The sequence below is a fragment of the Mycobacterium sp. IS-1742 genome, assembly GCF_001500125.1.
Classification (GTDB): domain Bacteria; phylum Actinomycetota; class Actinomycetes; order Mycobacteriales; family Mycobacteriaceae; genus Mycobacterium.
Genome location: NZ_LQIV01000012.1, coordinates 153,896 through 169,847, shown reverse-complemented (window position 1 = coordinate 169,847; position 15,952 = coordinate 153,896). Strand labels below are relative to the sequence as shown.

Genomic DNA, 15,952 nt, shown 5'->3' with positions numbered 1-15,952 from the left:
TTCGCCGCATGCGAGTGGAGCGACTGCACACCTTCGAATCCACGCTGCCCGCCGACGACGACCACCCGTACCGCACCGGGCCGTGGCGCCCGCAGGTCACCGAATGGCGCGCCGACGACCTCGACGTGGTCGCGGGGGAGGTGCCCGCCGATCTCGACGGCATGTACCTGCGCAACACCGAGAACCCGCTGCACCCGGCCGCGACGGCCTACCATCCGTTCGACGGCGACGGCATGATCCACATCGTCGAGTTCGGCGGTGGACAGGCGTCCTACCGCAACCGGTTCGTGCGCACCGAGGGCTTTCTCGCCGAGAACGAGGCGGGCGGCCCGCTGTGGGCCGGGTTCATCGAGATGCCGTCGGCGGCCAGGCGCACCGACGGTTGGGGCGCGCGCACGCGGATGAAGGACGCGTCGAGCACCGACGTCGTCGTCCACCGCGGCACCGCGCTCACCAGCTTCTACATGTGCGGCGACCTCTATCGGATCGATCCCTACACCGCCGACACGGTCGGTAAGGAGACCTGGCACGGCGACTTCCCCGCATGGGGTGTGTCCGCGCACCCCAAGGTCGATCCGGTCACTGGCGAACTGCTGTTCTTCAGCTACAGCAAGGAGGCGCCCCATCTGCGCTACGGGGTGGTCGACAAGGACGCGAACCTGGTGCACCACACCGACGTCCCGTTGCCGGGGCCGCGCATGCCGCACGACATGGCGTTCACCGAGAACTACGTGATCCTCAACGACTTCCCGTTGTTCTGGGAGCCGTCGCTGCTCGCGAAGGACATCCACGCGCCGGTCTTCCACCGCGACATGCCGAGCCGGTTCGCCGTGTTGCCCCGCCGGGGTGACCAGTCCCAGGTGCGATGGTTCGAGACCGATCCGACGTACACCCTGCATTTCGTCAACGCCTTCGAGGACGGTGACGAGATCGTGCTCGACGGGTTCTTCCAGGACAACCCGTCGCCGTCGACCAAGGGTGCGAAGTCGTTGGAGGACGCGGCGTTCCGCTACCTCGCCCTTGACGGATTCGAATCCCACCTGCACCGCTGGCGGTTCAACCTGGCCACGGGCGCGGCCACCGAGGAGCGGCTGTCCGACCGTCTCACCGAGTTCGGCATGATAAACGGCGACTTCCAGACCCGCCCCTACCGCTACGTCTACGCCGCCACCGGCAAACCGGGCTGGTTCCTGTTCGACGGTCTGGTCAAACACGATCTGCGCGACGGAACCGAGGAACGGATGACGTTCGGCGACGGCGTCTTCGGCAGCGAGACCGCGATGGCGCCGCGTCCGAACGCCGCCACCGAGGACGACGGCTACCTGGTCACCCTCACCACCGACATGAACGACGACGCCTCGTACTGCCTGGTCTTCGACGCCGCGCGGCTCACCGACGGCCCCGTGTGCACCCTGCGTCTTCCCGAACGGATCTGCAGCGGAACACATTCGACCTGGGTGTCCGGGGACGAGTTGCGGCGCTGGCACGGCCCGCGGTGACCGATGATCGGGACGTCAACGCGATAGGCCGGATGCTCGGTCTGCTCGGCGACGAGTGGACACTGCTCATCGTCCGCGAAACGCTGCTCGGCGCAAGGCGATTCACCGACTACACCGCGCTGCCGATCTCCGCGGCCGTGCTGACCAACCGGCTCCGGTCACTGGTGCGCGACGGGTTGCTGGACCGGCAGGTCTACCAGGAGCAGCCGCTGCGGGCCGGATACCTGCCCACCGAGCGCTGTCGCGCGCTGTGGCCGCTGCTGGTGTCGATCTGGCACTGGGAGCGCACCTGGGTCGACGACCACGTCGATTCGCTGCCGGCGATGGGGCATCAGGACTGCGGGCGCGAGTTCTCCCCGGTGCTGCGGTGCGCCACCTGCCGCCGCGTCGTCGACGCGACCGATCTCGACGGACGGTGGGGCCCCAGCGGGGGTTGGCAGCGGTCCGTGCCGCGCGCCGCGACGCGTCGGCGCGCCCGCGACGCCACGGCGCAGGCCGGGCTGTTCCCGGAGACGATGGCGATCTTCGGCAACCGCTGGGCGTCGGCGATCATCGGTGCGGCGTTCCTGGGAACGCGGCGGTTCGGCGACTTCCAGCGCCGCCTGGGCGCTCCGGGCGCGCTGGTGGCCGAGCACCTGCGGGTGTTCTGCGGCATCGGGGTGCTGCAGGCGGCCGCGCACCCGCAGCGGTCGGACTGGTCCGAGTACCACCTCACCCCGAAGGGCCGGGCGTTCTTCCCCGTCGTCGCATCGGCCATCCGTTGGGCCGAGGAGTGGTTCGGCGCACCCGAGGGGCCCGCGCTGATGCTCACCCACACCGCGTGCGGGCAGCGGTTCGTCCCCGAGTTGGCCTGCGATCAGTGCGAGCAGACACTGGCCGCCGACACCGTCCGGATCCTGCCGCCCGACGGGCAGCGGCTACTCACCCACGGATGACCCGGGCGGAGTCGACGCCGAGTGTCACGGTGTCACCGGGACGTAGTTGACGGCCACGGCGCACCTCCACCTCACCGTTGACGCTCACCTGCCCGTCGGCGATCACGGATTTGGCGTCGGCGCCGCTGTCGATCAGCGAGGCCAGTTTGAGGAACTGCCCGAGACGGATCGTGTCGTCCGTGATCGGAACCTCGTGCGCCGCCATGACCGTCAGGCTAACGCCCTAGCATCGGCAGGTGTGGACGTGCGCTGGGTCCTGCACCTGGACATGGATGCGTTCTTCGCGTCGGTCGAGCAGTTGACCCGGCCCACCCTACGGGGGCGGCCGGTGCTGGTCGGTGGGTTGGGCGGCCGCGGTGTGGTGGCCGGCGCGAGCTACGAGGCCCGGGTGCACGGCGCGCGGTCGGCGATGCCGATGCACCAGGCCCGCCGGATGGTCGGCGCACCCGCCGTGGTGCTGCCGCCGCGGGGCGTGGTCTACGGCCTGGCCAGCCGCCGCGTGTTCGACACCGTGCGGACGCTGGTTCCGGTGCTCGAGCAGTTGTCGTTCGACGAGGCGTTCGGCGAACCGCAGGAGTTGGCGGGCGCATCGGCGGCCGACGTCGAGGAGTTCTGCGAGCTACTCCGGGCGCGGGTGCTCGAGGAGACGGGGCTGATCGCCTCGGTGGGCGCCGGATCGGGTAAGCAGATCGCCAAGATCGCCTCGGGTCTGGCCAAACCGGACGGCATCCGGGTGGTGGGCCGCGACGACGAACGTCGGCTGCTCGACGGCCTGGCGGTGCGCAAACTGTGGGGGATCGGGCCCGTCGCCGAGGACAGGCTGCACCGGCTCGGCATCGAGACCATCGGTCAGCTCGCCGCGCTCTCGGAGGCCGAGGTCGCCGACATCCTCGGCGCCACGGTGGGTCCGGCGCTGCACCGCCTCGCCCGCGGCATCGACGACCGGCCCGTCGCCGAACGGGCCGAGGCCAAACAGATCAGCGCCGAGTCCACCTTTCCGCAGGACCTCATCACCCTCGACCAGGTCCGCGAGGCCATCGGGCCGATCGCCGACCACGCCCACCGCCGGCTGGCGAAGGACGGGCGGGGGGCCCGGACGGTCACGGTGAAGCTGAAGAAATCGGATATGAGCACGCTGACTAGGTCGGCCACCCTGCCGTCGGCCACCACCGACGCGGCCACGCTGAGCGCCACCGCGCGCCGGCTGCTCGTCGACCCGGTCGAGATCGGGCCCATCCGGCTTGTGGGCGTGGGTTTCTCGGGCTTGTCGGAGGTGCGCCAGGAGTCGCTGTTCCCCGACCTCGAACTCGTCGAGGACGAACCCGCCACCCGTCCGGCGGTGCCCCTGTCGGTGAGCGAGGCGGCTGCGCGGCCGCCGGCGTGGCGCGTCGGCGACGACGTCGCGCACCGCGAGCTCGGGCACGGGTGGATCCAGGGGGCCGGTCACGGCGTCATGACCATCCGGTTCGAGACACGCAGCACCGGGCCGGGACCGGCGCGGACGTTCTCCGACAGCGTGCCCGAGGTGGTGCGGGCCAACCCGGTCGACAGTCTCGACTGGCCGGACTACGTCCAGCAGATGGCTGAGCACGAAAACCCCTGAGCATCAACCCCATTCGGCGAGCACGTCGGCGGCCGGGAGGTCCGCGGCGAGCGCGGCCATCAGCAACACCCGGGCCTGGGCGGGCCGCAGGGTCGGCACCGCCAGCGCACCGGCGTCGGCGAGGTCGCGGCCGGGGCCGTAGGCAGGGCGGACCCGCCCGCCCGCCACCCGCGTCGCCACCGCCACCACCACCCCGTCCGCGCACAGGCGGCGGACCCCGTCGATCACCGCCTGCCCGGCGTTGCCCGCACCCAGTGCCTCCAGCACGACGGCCCGCGCGCCCGCGGCGGCGCAGGCGTGCAGCGCGGCGGCGTCACCGCCCGGGTAGGTGGCGACGATGTCGACGCCCGGGGCGCGCGCCGCCGACAGGGTGCCCAGATGGAGCCGCCGTTTGGGCCCGGTGAGGGCCAACCGGCCGTCGGTGACGCGGCCGACCACCGGTCCGTCGAATCCGTCGAGGTCCTCGGTGGCCACCTTGCGGACGCCGAGCGGCTGCCGGACCGTCCCGGCGAAGCTGACGAGCACGCCGAGACCGCGGGCGTCGGCGTGCCCCGCGACCGTCAGCGCATCGCGCAGGTTGGCCGGGCCGTCGGCGTCGGGCGCGTCCGCCCCGCGTTGCGCACCGGTCAGCACCACCGGGGCGGAACCGTCGTAGGTGAGGTCGAGCCACAGCGCCGTCTCCTCCATGGTGTCGGTGCCATGGGTGACGACCACTCCGTGCGCACCGTGGGCCGCCACCGCGTCGCGGATGCGGTCCCAGTCGGCCGGGGTGAGCTGGGAGCTGTCCTTGCTGAACAGATCGACCACCTTCGCGTCGAGCCCCGCGGTCAACTCGGCGCCGCGGCGGGTCGGCCTGCGGACGCCGTCGGCGTCGGTGCTGGTGGCGATCGTGCCGCCGGTGGTGATCACGACGAGGCTCACGTGCGGAATTGTCCCGCATCGGTCGTTTGGGATGATGGTGCGGTGACTGATGAAACATCGGGTGAGGCCGAGTCCGCGTCGAGCGCCGCAGAGCCCGCGGACGCCGCCGCCGATCCGGCGCCCCGGCCGCGGCGTCGCCTGGGCCTGCTGTTGTCGGTCGCGGCGGTGGTGCTGGTCCTCGACATCGTGACCAAGGTGCTGGCGGTGCGGCTGCTGACGCCGGGTCAGCCGGTGTCGATCATCGGCGACACCGTGACGTGGACGCTGGTCCGCAACTCCGGCGCGGCCTTCTCGATGGCCACCGGTTACACCTGGGTGCTCACCCTGGTCGCGACCGGTGTGGTGGTCGGCATCATCTGGATGGGCCGGCGGCTGGTGTCGCCGTGGTGGGCGCTCGGACTCGGTCTGATCCTCGGTGGCGCCATGGGCAACCTGATCGACCGCTTCTTCCGGTCGCCCGGACCGCTGCGCGGCCACGTCGTCGACTTCCTGTCCATCGGGTGGTGGCCGGTGTTCAACGTGGCCGACCCGTCGGTGGTCGGCGGGGCCATCCTGCTGGTGGTGTTGTCGCTGTTCGGCTTCGATTTCGACACCGTGGGCAGGCGCCAGGCGGGCGACGAGTCCGAATCCGTCGGACGGTCCCGGCCGGGCACCCGTGCCGAGGCTGACCCGTCATAGTGGCCACACGGTCGATGCCCGTGCCGGAGGGGCTGGGCGGGATGCGGGTCGACGCCGGGCTGTCGCGGCTGCTCGGGCTGTCGCGCACCGCGGCCGCGGCGATCGCCGAGGACGGCGGGGTGGACCTCGACGGGACGCCCGCGGGCAAATCGGATCGGCTCACCGCGGGCGCATGGCTGGAGGTGCGGCTGCCGGAGGCGCCACCCCCGGTGGAGAACACCCCGGTCGAGATCGAGGGGATGGCGGTGCTGTACTCCGACGACGACATCGTCGCCGTCGACAAACCGCCCGGCGTGGCCGCCCACGCGACGGTGGGGTGGCACGGCCCCACCGTGCTCGGTGGGCTGGCCGCGGCCGGCTTCCGGATCAGTACCTCGGGCATCCACGAGCGTCAGGGCATCGTGCACCGCCTCGACGTCGGCACCTCGGGGGTCATGGTCGTGGCCCTGTCCGAACGCGCGTACACCGTGCTCAAGCGGGCGTTCAAACAGCGCACCGTCGAGAAGCGTTACCACGCACTGGTACAGGGCCATCCCGATCCGAGCAGCGGCACCATCGACGCACCGATCGGACGCCACCGCGGCCACGACTGGAAGTTCGCGGTCACCGAGGGCGGTCGGCACAGCGTCACCCACTACGACACCCTGGAGGCGTTCCAGGCGGCCAGCCTGCTCGACATCGAACTCGAGACCGGCCGCACGCACCAGATCCGGGTGCACTTCGCCGCGCTGCACCATCCGTGCTGCGGTGATCTGACCTACGGCGCCGATCCGACGCTGGCCCGCCGCCTCGGGCTCGAACGACAGTGGTTGCACGCCCGTTCGCTGGCGTTCGCGCACCCGGCCGACGGTCGCCGGGTCGAGATCACCAGCCCCTATCCGGCCGATCTGCAGCACGCACTCGACGTCCTGCGCCATCACGCGCGGTGACCGACGCGCGCCGCAGCGGCCTGCTCTTCGGCATCGGCGCCTACGTCTGGTGGGGATTGTGTCCGGGGTTCTTCCTGCTGTTGCTGCCCGCCGGATCGCTCGAGATCCTGGCGCACCGCATCGTGTGGAGTGTGGCGTTCCTGCTGCTGGTTCTCGCCGTGGCCCGCCGCCTCGGAGACCTGCTCCGGTTGTCCTGGCGCACGTGGCTGCAACTGCTCGCCGCGTCGGCGCTGGTGTCGGCGAACTGGGGGGTCTACATCTATGCGGCAACCCACTCGCACGTGGTGGACGCCGCGCTCGGTTACTTCATCAACCCGCTGCTCAGCGTGGCGCTCGGCGTCGTGGTCTTCCGGGAACGGATCAACCGCTGGCAGCAGGTCGCCCTGGTGCTGGCCGTCGTCGCGGTCGTCCTGCTCACCGTGGAGATCGGCGCACCGCCCTACATCGCGCTCGCGCTGGCGGTGTCGTTCGCGCTCTACGGGCTGGTCAAGAAGGTGGTCACGGCCGACCCACGGGTCAGCGTCGCGGTGGAGACGCTGATCGCGCTGCCGTTCGCGGGCGGTTACGTGCTGTTCCTGGAGCTCACCGATCGCGGGCACTTCCTCAGCGAGGGGGTGGGGCACGCGGGTCTGTTGCTGCTGGCCGGCCCGGTCACCGCGGTCCCGCTGCTGCTGTTCGGGGCGGCCGCGCAGCGGCTGCCGCTGGTGACGCTGGGCCTGTTGTTCTACATCAACCCCGGTCTGCAGATGGCCTGGGGTGTGGTGATCGGGCAGGAACCGATGCCGGTCGGTCGGTGGGTCGGCTTCGCGTTGATCTGGGTGGCGCTCGCGCTGCTCGCCGCGGACGCGGTGCGGCGCAGGGCGCCGCGGGAGCCGGCCGTGGCCGGATCTCCGCCCCCTGTCGATCGGGCTGCGCCACGATCGTCATGACGGTGACACACCGTTTCGACGACAGTGGAGGACACCATGCGGTACTGCCTGATCATGCACTACCAGGAGGGACCCGACGCCGGGCTGACCGAGCAGGACATGGCGCCCACGCAGGCGGCGTTCGCCCGGTACGCCGATGATCTGGACGCCGCCGGGGTACTGGTGGGCACGCAGGTGCTGGGACCGGCGGCGCTGACCACCACGGTGTCCGCCCGGACCGGAACGGTGGACGTGCACGACGGCCCGTTCGCCGACACGAAGGAACGTCTGGGCGGCATCTTCGTCATCGACGTCCCCGACCTGGACGCGGCGCTGGCGTGGGCCGAGCGCAACCCCGCCGCCGCGTTCGGCTCGATCGAGATCCGGCCGGTCGCGGTGACCTACAGCCGCGGACGGGGGTGGTGGCGCCCTGAATGACCCCGCGGCCGCGGCCCTGACCGCACTGACCCGTGACTCCTACGGACGGCTGCTGGCGATCCTGGCCGCACCGAGCCGGGACATCGCCGCGGCCGAGGACGCACTCGCCGACGCCCTCGAGCGCGCGCTCGAGCGGTGGCGGCGCGACGGCGTGCCGGACAACCCGGCGGCGTGGGTGCTCACGGTCGCCCGCAACAGGCTGCGCGACCGGTGGAAGTCCGCCGGCCACCGCATGACGGGTCGCCTCGGGGAACTCCCCGAAACCCCGGCCGACGGAGACGACGCCGAGGCACCGGTTTTCCCGGACAAGCGGCTGGAGCTCATGCTGGTGTGCGCCCACCCGGCCATCGCCCCCGATGTCCGCACGCCGCTGATGCTGCAGACCGTCCTGGGAGTCGACGCGGCCGCCATCGCCCGGGCGTTCGCGGTCCGGCCCGCCACGATGGCGCAGCGGCTGGTACGGGCGAAGCGACGAATCCGCGACGCCACAATCCCTTTCGTTCTCCCCCGGCAGACCGATCTCGCCGCGCGACTGCCGGCCGTGCTCGAGGCGGTCTACGGCGCCTACGCGATCGACTGGGAGGCCGGGACCGTGCCGGAGCCCCTGTCGCTGTCGGCCGAGGCGATGCACCTGGCGACGCTGCTGGCCGACCTGCTGCCCACCGAACCCGAGGTGCTCGGCCTGGCCGCGCTCATGTGCTTCACCGAGGCGCGCAGGCCCGCCCGGCGGGCGGCGGACGGAACCTTCGTCGCGCTCGACGACCAGGACGTCTCGCTCTGGGATGACGGGCTCATCGCGCGCGGCGAAGCACTGTTGAGGCGGGCCCACGCCGCGGGCCGGCCCGGCCGATTTCAGTACGAGGCGGCCATCCAGTCCGCCCACTGTCACCGTCCGGTCGATCGTCACGCGCTACGCAAGCTCTACCGGGCGCTGTCGCGGGTCGCCCCGTCGCTCGGCGCCGCGGTGGCGCTGGCCGCGGTGGAGGGTGAGATCGACGGCCCGGAGGCGGGCCTGCGCGTCCTTGACGGCATCGACAGTGCCGCGCTGGCGGCGTTCGCGCCCGCGTGGACCACGCGCGCGCACCTGTTGCGGGCCGCGGGCCGACACGAGCAGGCAAACCAGGCGCTCGAGCAGGCGATCTTGTTCACCAGCGATCCCGCCGTGCGCGCGCATTTGCGGCAACGTTTCGGCCGCACCGGCAATTCGTTTGCCGGATAGCCGGTTGCCAGCTGTGCAGCTATGTCCTAGCGTTTGCTAAGTGCAGCGGAAGGGGCGGGCCAGGGCAGCGGCGCGCGCCCGGGGGCGGCCGGTCGGGGCCGATTCCGCGGAAACCCGCAAGCAGATCGTCCGCGCCGGGCGCATGGTCCTCATCGAGCGCGGCTACTCCGGAATGACGTTTCAGGCCATCGCCGAACGCACCGGCCTGAGCCGGCCGACGCTGCACTACTACTTCGCCACCCGCGAAGAGGTGTACGAGGCCATCGTCACGGAGATGCGCGACGTCGTCGTCGACTGTGTCGAACAGTCACTGCGGCACGAACGGTTGCTCGACCGGTTGGCGGCCTTCGTGGCCGCCGTCCGACGCATCGACGCCAGGGACTCGTCCATCGTGCCGTTCCTGATCAGCGCGCGCCTCGAACCGCAGCGCAACCCCGAACTGCGGGCGGTGAGCGATTCGCCGGTCCGGGCGTTCCTGGTGCGGCTGGTGTCCGATGCGATCCGTCGCGGGGAACTCGGCGAGGAGACCGACCTCGAGGGCGTCTCCGACATGCTCCACGTCATTCTCTACGGGATGGCGTTCTACGCCGGTTTCACCGACGGCCCCGCCGCACTGGGATCGATTGCCAAGCAACTGATCGAATTGTTCGCCCACGGCCTGGTCGCGGCGCCGCCCGGACTGGATCTCGCCGGGGGCGGTGGAGACACGCATCGCGACACGCCGAAGGGTGTCGGACCGCGGTCCTAGACTGACGACCCTATGAGCGGTTCAGACGGGCGGTCCTCGGCGTCTTTTGTCCACCTGCATAACCACACCGAGTATTCGATGCTGGACGGCGCCGCGAAGGTCAAGCCGATGCTCGCCGAGGCCCAGCGCCTGGAGATGCCGGCGATCGGGATGACCGACCACGGAAACATGTTCGGCGCCAGCGAGTTCTACAACGCGGCCACCGACGCCGGCATCAAGCCGATCATCGGGATCGAGGCGTACATCGCGCCGGCGTCGCGCTTCGACACCAAACGCGTCCTGTGGGGCGATCCGAGCCAGAAATCCGACGACGTCTCCGGCAGCGGGTCCTACACCCACATGACCATGGTCGCCGAGAACGCGACCGGTCTGCGCAACCTGTTCAAGCTGTCCTCGCTGGCCTCGTTCGAGGGTCAACTCGGCAAGTGGTCGCGGATGGACGCCGAGATCATCGCCGAACACGCCGAGGGCATCATCGCCACCACGGGTTGCCCGTCCGGCGAGGTACAGACCCGACTGCGCCTCGGTCACCGGCGTGAGGCGCTGGAGGCGGCCGCCAAGTGGCGTGAGATCTTCGGGCCGCAGAACTTCTTCCTCGAGTTGATGGACCACGGACTCGACATCGAACGCCGGGTTCGGGAGGGCCTGCTCGAGATCGGGCAGAAGCTGGACATCCCCCCGCTGGCGACCAACGACTGTCACTACGTCACCCGCGACGCCTCGCAGAACCACGAGGCGCTGCTGTGCATCCAGACCGGCAAGACGCTGTCGGACCCCACCCGCTTCAAATTCGACGGTGACGGTTACTACCTGAAGTCGGCGGCGGAGATGCGCGCGCTGTGGGACTCCCAGGTTCCCGGCGCCTGCGACTCGACCCTGCTGATCGCCGAACGCGTGCAGTCCTACGCCGACGTGTGGGCGCCGCGCGACCGGATGCCGGTGTTCCCGGTCCCCGAGGGTCACGACCAGGCGTCGTGGCTGCACCACGAGGTGATGGCGGGGCTCGGGCGCCGCTTCCCGAACGGGGTCGGCCAGGACTACGTCGAACGCGCCGAATACGAGATCAAGGTCATCTGCGACAAGGGCTTCCCGTCGTACTTCCTCATCGTGGCCGACCTCATCAACTACGCGAAGTCGGTCGACATCCGGGTGGGCCCGGGTCGCGGATCGGCCGCCGGTTCGCTGGTGGCCTACGCGCTTGGGATCACCAACATCGACCCGATCCCGCACGGTCTGCTGTTCGAACGGTTCCTCAACCCGGAGCGCCCGTCGGCCCCCGACATCGACATCGACTTTGACGACCGCCGCCGCGGCGAGATGCTGCGGTATGCGGCCAACAAGTGGGGTAGCGACCGCGTCGCCCAGGTCATCACGTTCGGCACCATCAAAACCAAGGCGGCGCTGAAGGATTCGGCGCGGGTGCACTACGGCCAGCCCGGCTTCGCGATCGCCGACCGGATCACCAAGGCGCTCCCGCCGCCGATCATGGCCAAGGACATCCCGGTCTCGGGCATCACCGACCCCACCCACGAGCGGTACAAGGAAGCCGCCGAGGTGCGCGCCCTGATCGACACCGATCCGGACGTGCGGACCATCTACGAGACCGCCCGCGGTCTCGAAGGGCTGGTCCGCAACGCGGGTGTGCACGCGTGCGCGGTGATCATGAGCTCGGAGCCGCTGATCGACGCGATCCCGCTGTGGCGCCGCCCGCAGGACGGCGCGGTGATCACCGGCTGGGACTACCCGTCCTGCGAGGCCATCGGCCTGTTGAAGATGGACTTCCTCGGCCTGCGGAACCTGACGATCATCGGTGACTGCATCGAGAACATCAAGGCCAACCGCGGTATCGACCTGGACCTCGAATCGCTGGCGCTCGACGACCCCAAGGCCTACGAACTCCTCGGCCGCGGTGACACCCTCGGCGTGTTCCAGCTCGACGGCGGCCCAATGCGCGACCTGCTGCGCCGCATGCAGCCCACTGAGTTCAACGACATCGTCGCCGTACTGGCGCTGTACCGCCCGGGACCGATGGGCATGAACGCCCACAACGACTACGCCGATCGCAAGAACAACCGGCAGGCCATCAAGCCGATCCACCCCGAGCTCGAGGAACCGCTCAAGGAGATCCTCGCCGAGACCTACGGCCTGATCGTCTACCAGGAACAGATCATGTTCATCGCCCAGAAGGTCGCCTCCTACACGATGGGCAAGGCCGACGCGCTGCGTAAGGCCATGGGCAAGAAGAAGCTCGAGGTGCTCGAGGCCGAGTACAAGGGCTTCCAGGAGGGCATGATCGCCAACGGCTTCTCGCAGGCCGCGGTGAAGGCGTTGTGGGACACCATTCTTCCGTTCGCCGGCTACGCGTTCAACAAATCGCACGCCGCCGGCTACGGCCTGGTGTCGTACTGGACGGCGTATCTGAAGGCCAACTACCCGGCCGAGTACATGGCGGGGCTGCTCACCTCGGTCGGCGACGACAAGGACAAGGCCGCGGTGTACCTGGCGGACTGCCGCAGGCTGGGGATCACGGTGCTGCCGCCCGACGTCAACGAGTCGGTGCAGAACTTCGCCTCGGTCGGCAACGACATCCGGTTCGGGCTGGGCGCGGTGCGCAACGTGGGCGCCAATGTCGTTGCCTCGCTGGTGAACACGCGTGGCGAGAAGGGTAAGTACGCCGACTTCTCGGATTATCTGAACAAGATCGACATCGCCGCCTGCAACAAGAAGGTGACGGAGTCGCTGATCAAGGCCGGCGCGTTCGACTCGCTCGGCCACCCCCGCAAGGGCCTGTTCCTCATCCACACCGATGCCGTCGACTCGGTGCTGGGCACCAAGAAGGCCGAGGCGATGGGTCAGTTCGACCTGTTCGGCAGCGCCGACGGGTCGGGCGCGGACATGGGGGATTCCGCGTTCAGCATCAAGGTGCCCGAGGAGGAGTGGGAGGACAAGCACAAGCTGGCCCTCGAACGGGAGATGCTGGGGCTGTACGTGTCCGGACATCCGCTCAACGGGGTGGCACACCTGCTCGCCAACCAGGTGGACACGCAGATCCCCGCGATCCTCGACGGCGATGTGGCCAACGATGCGCAGGTGCTCGTCGGCGGCATCCTGGCCTCGGTGAACCGCCGGGTGAACAAGAACGGTCTGCCCTGGGCCTCAGCGCAGTTGGAGGATCTCACCGGCGGGATCGAGGTGCTGTTCTTCCCGCAGACCTACTCGGTGTTCGGCGCGGAGATCGCCGACGACGTGGTGGTGCTGGTGAAGGCCAAGGTCGCCGCCCGGGACGACCGCATCGCGCTGATCGCCCACGAACTGGTGGTGCCCGACTTCTCCAGCGCCCAGGCCGACCGGCCCCTGGCGGTCAGCCTGCCCACCCGGCAGTGCACGGTCGACAAGGTCACCGCGCTCAAGCAGGTGCTGGCCAACCATCCCGGCACCTCGCAGGTCCACCTGCGGTTGATCAGCGGGGAGCGGATCACGACCCTCGAACTCGACCAGTCGTTGCGGGTCACCCCGTCGTCGGCGCTGATGGGTGACCTCAAAGCGCTGCTCGGTCCGGGGTGTCTGGGAGGCTGAGGTGACCGCAGCCAACCACCCCGAGTCCCGGCACATCGCCGTGTGGATCGCCGCGCCGGCCGATGCGGTGTACGACCTCGCGGCGGATCCGCAGACCTGGCCCCGGTGGGCCGGCGGTCTGGCCCGAGGCGGGCTGAGGCAGACGGCGCAGGGGTGGGTCGCCGACTCGCCGATGGGCGAGGTGACCGTCGAATTCTCCCCGGCCAACGAGTTCGGCGTGCTCGACCATGTGGTGCGCATGCCGTCCGGCGAGGCGGTCTACAACCCGTTGCGGGTGGTGCCGGCCGGCCGGGGGGAGCAGCGTTGCGAGGTGGTCTTCAGCCTGCGCCGGCGTGCGGAGATGACCGATGAGCAATTCGAGGACGACGCGGCGGCGGTGGCGGCCGATCTCGAGGCGCTGCGCGCCCTCGTCGAGGACTAACGCCGGTTCGAGCAGACCATGCCGAAGCCCACCCAGGTCACGGTGGCGACGGCGGCGCCTGACAACACGGCGGGCGCGGCGCTCATCGTCAGCACGCCGACGACCGTGAACGCGACGATCCCGACGATCAGAGCGATCACCTTGTAGGCCGGCCAGGGGACACCGGCGACACTCACGTCGCACGCCGCGCGAGCGACGGTCGAACGGAAGTTCCCGGCGGTGGTCATGACCTCAACGATACCTCTCAACAAAGATTTCGGCCAGCCGAAACTCCGGTTCAGGGCGTGTCGTCCGAGCCCGCCTAAGCTGGCTTCATGCCACTCACCGGAGAATACGAACCGAGCACGTCTGACTGGGCCCGCGAACAGGCCGAGAAGTTCATGGAGTCGGGCGGGACCGAGGCCACCGAGCTCAACGGCAAACCGATCATCCTGCTCACGACCGTCGGCGCCAAGTCCGGCAAGCTGCGCAAGACCCCGCTGATGCGGGTCGAGCACCAGGGCGAGTACGCGGTCGTCGCATCCCTCGGAGGGGCGCCCAAACACCCGGTCTGGTACCACAACATCAAGAAGAACCCCCGGGTCGAACTCCAGGACCAGACCGTCGTCCGGGAGTACGACGCCCGCGAGGTGTACGGCCAGGAGAAGGCCGAGTGGTGGGACCGCGCGGTCGAGGTGTGGCCCGATTACGCCGACTACCAGAAGAAGACCGACCGTGAGATCCCCGTCTTCGTGCTCACCCCGGTCGAGTGAAACCGGATTTTCTCCCGCTGCGCAGCAGTGGCACCATTGACCGGTGTCCGCTGAACTGACCCAGACCACTCGCACGTCGCCGATCACCGCGGCCGACATCGACGAGGCGGCCCAGCGGATCGTCGATGTCGTCGTGCGCACACCGCTGCAGTACTCGGAGCGGTTGTCGGAGGTCACCGGCGCCGACATCTACCTCAAGCGCGAGGACCTGCAGGCCGTGCGGTCCTACAAGCTGCGCGGCGCGTTCAACCTGCTGTCGCAGCTCAGCGAAGAGGAGATCGCCGCGGGTGTGGTGTGCTCGTCGGCGGGCAACCACGCCCAGGGGTTCGCGATGGCGTGCCGGACGATGGGCATCAGGGGCCGGGTCTACGTCCCGGCGAAGACGCCGAAGCAGAAGCGCGACCGCATCCGCTACCACGGCCGCGAGTTCATCGAGTTGATCGCCGTCGGGGCCACCTACGATCTGGCTGCCGCGGCGGCGATCGACGACGTCGCCCGCACCGGCGCCACCCTCGTCCCGCCGTACGACGACGTGCGCACCATGGCGGGCCAGGGCACCATCGCCGCGGAGATCCTCGACGACCTCGACGACGAGCCGGATCTGGTGATCGTCCCGGTCGGCGGCGGCGGGTGCATCGCCGGCATCACCACCTATCTGGCCGAACGGACCTCCGGCACCGCGGTGCTCGGCGTGGAGCCGGCAGGTGCCGCATCGATGATCGCGGCGCTGAGCGCCGGTGAACCGGTCACACTCGACCACGTCGACCAGTTCGTCGACGGCGCGGCGGTCAACCGCGCCGGGCGTCTGCCGTTCGCCGCGCTGCAGGCGGCCGGCGACATGGTCTCGCTGACCACCGTGGACGAGGGTGCGGTCTGCACGGCGATGCTGGACCTCTACCAGAACGAGGGCATCATCGCCGAACCCGCGGGCGCTCTGTCGGTGGCCGGTCTGCTCGAGACGACGATCGAACCGGGTTCGACCGTCGTCTGCCTGATCTCGGGCGGCAACAACGACGTGTCCCGTTACGGCGAGATCCTCGAGCGCTCACTGGTCCACCTGGGGCTCAAGCACTACTTCCTGGTCGACTTCCCCCAGGAACCGGGCGCACTGCGGCGGTTCCTCGACGAGGTGCTCGGCCCGAACGACGACATCACGCTGTTCGAGTACGTCAAACGCAACAACCGGGAGACGGGGGAGGCGCTCGTCGGGATCGAACTCGGATCGGCGGCCGACTTCGACGGCCTGCTCACCCGGATGCGCGCCTCGGACATGCACGTCGAAGCGCTGGAGCCGGATTCGCCGGCCTACCGATACCTGCTCTGAG

General features: G+C 69.8%; 16 protein-coding genes. 13 read left to right on the top strand and 3 right to left on the bottom strand.

Annotated features, from left to right (window positions below):
• Nucleotides 1–8 precede the first annotated feature (8 nt).
• Both AU196_RS09370 and AU196_RS09365 read left to right on the top strand, forming a co-directional pair.
• The gene (locus AU196_RS09370; protein ID WP_059094829.1) at nt 9–1,499 is read left to right on the top strand and encodes a carotenoid oxygenase family protein; all 1,491 of its coding nucleotides are present in this window, start codon (nt 9–11) and stop codon (nt 1,497–1,499) included.
• A gap of 32 nt (nt 1,500–1,531) precedes the next feature.
• On the top strand, nt 1,532–2,434 hold the full coding sequence (locus AU196_RS09365; RefSeq protein WP_059094828.1) for a winged helix-turn-helix transcriptional regulator: 903 nt from the start codon (nt 1,532–1,534) through the stop codon (nt 2,432–2,434).
• Here the strand turns inward: AU196_RS09365 and AU196_RS09360 are convergent.
• Nucleotides 2,421–2,639: an RNA-binding S4 domain-containing protein gene (locus AU196_RS09360; RefSeq protein ID WP_059094827.1), complete on the bottom strand. Its 219-nt coding sequence runs from the start codon at nt 2,637–2,639 to the stop codon at nt 2,421–2,423. The genes AU196_RS09365 and AU196_RS09360 overlap by 14 nt on opposite strands.
• A gap of 33 nt (nt 2,640–2,672) precedes the next feature.
• Here AU196_RS09360 and AU196_RS09355 point away from each other — a divergent pair, with 33 nt between their 5' ends.
• Nucleotides 2,673–4,037 (top strand): DNA polymerase IV, encoded by a 1,365-nt coding sequence (locus AU196_RS09355; RefSeq protein ID WP_197415738.1) that lies wholly within the window; start codon nt 2,673–2,675, stop codon nt 4,035–4,037.
• 3 nt (nt 4,038–4,040) lie between these two features.
• Here AU196_RS09355 and AU196_RS09350 read toward each other — a convergent pair whose 3' ends face one another.
• Nucleotides 4,041–4,958 (bottom strand): asparaginase, encoded by a 918-nt coding sequence (locus AU196_RS09350; protein ID WP_059094826.1) that lies wholly within the window; start codon nt 4,956–4,958, stop codon nt 4,041–4,043.
• Between the two features lie 42 nt (nt 4,959–5,000).
• Between AU196_RS09350 and lspA the strand changes: the two genes are divergently transcribed.
• Genes lspA through AU196_RS09310 form a run of 8 tightly spaced genes read left to right on the top strand, consistent with a single transcriptional unit; the run spans nt 5,001 to nt 13,875 of the window.
• Nucleotides 5,001–5,636 carry a signal peptidase II gene (gene lspA, locus AU196_RS09345; RefSeq protein ID WP_059094825.1) on the top strand — a complete coding sequence of 212 codons (636 nt, stop codon included), beginning with the start codon at nt 5,001–5,003 and terminating at the stop codon, nt 5,634–5,636.
• On the top strand, nt 5,636–6,565 hold the full coding sequence (locus AU196_RS09340; protein ID WP_059094824.1) for an RluA family pseudouridine synthase: 930 nt from the start codon (nt 5,636–5,638) through the stop codon (nt 6,563–6,565). Before lspA ends, AU196_RS09340 begins: the two co-directional genes overlap by 1 nt.
• Entirely contained in the window at nt 6,562–7,494 is a 933-nt protein-coding gene (gene rarD, locus AU196_RS09335; RefSeq protein WP_059094823.1) for an EamA family transporter RarD, read from the top strand. The genes AU196_RS09340 and rarD overlap by 4 nt, the downstream gene beginning before the upstream one ends.
• Nucleotides 7,495–7,530: 36 nt before the next feature.
• Nucleotides 7,531–7,911, top strand: coding sequence for a YciI family protein (locus AU196_RS09330; protein ID WP_059094955.1), 381 nt, complete (start codon nt 7,531–7,533; stop codon nt 7,909–7,911).
• A 49-nt stretch (nt 7,912–7,960) separates the two neighbouring features.
• Nucleotides 7,961–9,130 carry an RNA polymerase sigma factor gene (locus tag AU196_RS09325; RefSeq protein WP_059094822.1) on the top strand — a complete coding sequence of 390 codons (1,170 nt, stop codon included), beginning with the start codon at nt 7,961–7,963 and terminating at the stop codon, nt 9,128–9,130.
• Between the two features lie 40 nt (nt 9,131–9,170).
• Nucleotides 9,171–9,878 carry a TetR/AcrR family transcriptional regulator gene (locus AU196_RS09320; protein ID WP_059094821.1) on the top strand — a complete coding sequence of 236 codons (708 nt, stop codon included), beginning with the start codon at nt 9,171–9,173 and terminating at the stop codon, nt 9,876–9,878.
• 12 nt (nt 9,879–9,890) lie between these two features.
• Nucleotides 9,891–13,454 carry a DNA polymerase III subunit alpha gene (gene dnaE, locus AU196_RS09315; protein WP_059094820.1) on the top strand — a complete coding sequence of 1,188 codons (3,564 nt, stop codon included), beginning with the start codon at nt 9,891–9,893 and terminating at the stop codon, nt 13,452–13,454.
• A gap of 1 nt (nt 13,455) precedes the next feature.
• Entirely contained in the window at nt 13,456–13,875 is a 420-nt protein-coding gene (locus tag AU196_RS09310) for an SRPBCC family protein (RefSeq protein ID WP_059094819.1), read from the top strand.
• Here the strand turns inward: AU196_RS09310 and AU196_RS09305 are convergent.
• A complete protein-coding gene (locus AU196_RS09305) occupies nt 13,872–14,102 on the bottom strand; it encodes a hypothetical protein (protein WP_059094818.1) in 231 nt (76 codons plus the stop codon). The two genes, AU196_RS09310 and AU196_RS09305, sit on opposite strands and share 4 nt — an antisense overlap.
• Nucleotides 14,103–14,189: 87 nt before the next feature.
• Here AU196_RS09305 and AU196_RS09300 point away from each other — a divergent pair, with 87 nt between their 5' ends.
• Together AU196_RS09300 and ilvA are read left to right on the top strand one after the other, a co-directional pair.
• Nucleotides 14,190–14,627, top strand: a complete 438-nt coding sequence (locus AU196_RS09300) for a nitroreductase family deazaflavin-dependent oxidoreductase (protein WP_059094817.1) — start codon at nt 14,190–14,192, stop codon at nt 14,625–14,627.
• 43 nt (nt 14,628–14,670) lie between these two features.
• Nucleotides 14,671–15,951: a threonine ammonia-lyase IlvA gene (gene ilvA, locus AU196_RS09295; protein WP_059094816.1), complete on the top strand. Its 1,281-nt coding sequence runs from the start codon at nt 14,671–14,673 to the stop codon at nt 15,949–15,951.
• The last annotated feature ends 1 nt before the right edge of the window (nt 15,952 follow it).

Coding starts and splice junctions, on each gene's coding strand:
- AU196_RS09360 (WP_059094827.1), bottom strand. CDS start 2,639: ATGGCGGCGCACGAGGTTCCGATCACGGACGACACGATCCGTCTCGGG.
- AU196_RS09365 (WP_059094828.1), top strand. CDS start 1,532: ATGCTCGGTCTGCTCGGCGACGAGTGGACACTGCTCATCGTCCGCGAA.
- AU196_RS09300 (WP_059094817.1), top strand. CDS start 14,190: ATGCCACTCACCGGAGAATACGAACCGAGCACGTCTGACTGGGCCCGC.
- dnaE (WP_059094820.1), top strand. CDS start 9,891: ATGAGCGGTTCAGACGGGCGGTCCTCGGCGTCTTTTGTCCACCTGCAT.
- AU196_RS09305 (WP_059094818.1), bottom strand. CDS start 14,102: ATGACCACCGCCGGGAACTTCCGTTCGACCGTCGCTCGCGCGGCGTGC.
- AU196_RS09370 (WP_059094829.1), top strand. CDS start 9: ATGCGAGTGGAGCGACTGCACACCTTCGAATCCACGCTGCCCGCCGAC.
- AU196_RS09330 (WP_059094955.1), top strand. CDS start 7,531: ATGCGGTACTGCCTGATCATGCACTACCAGGAGGGACCCGACGCCGGG.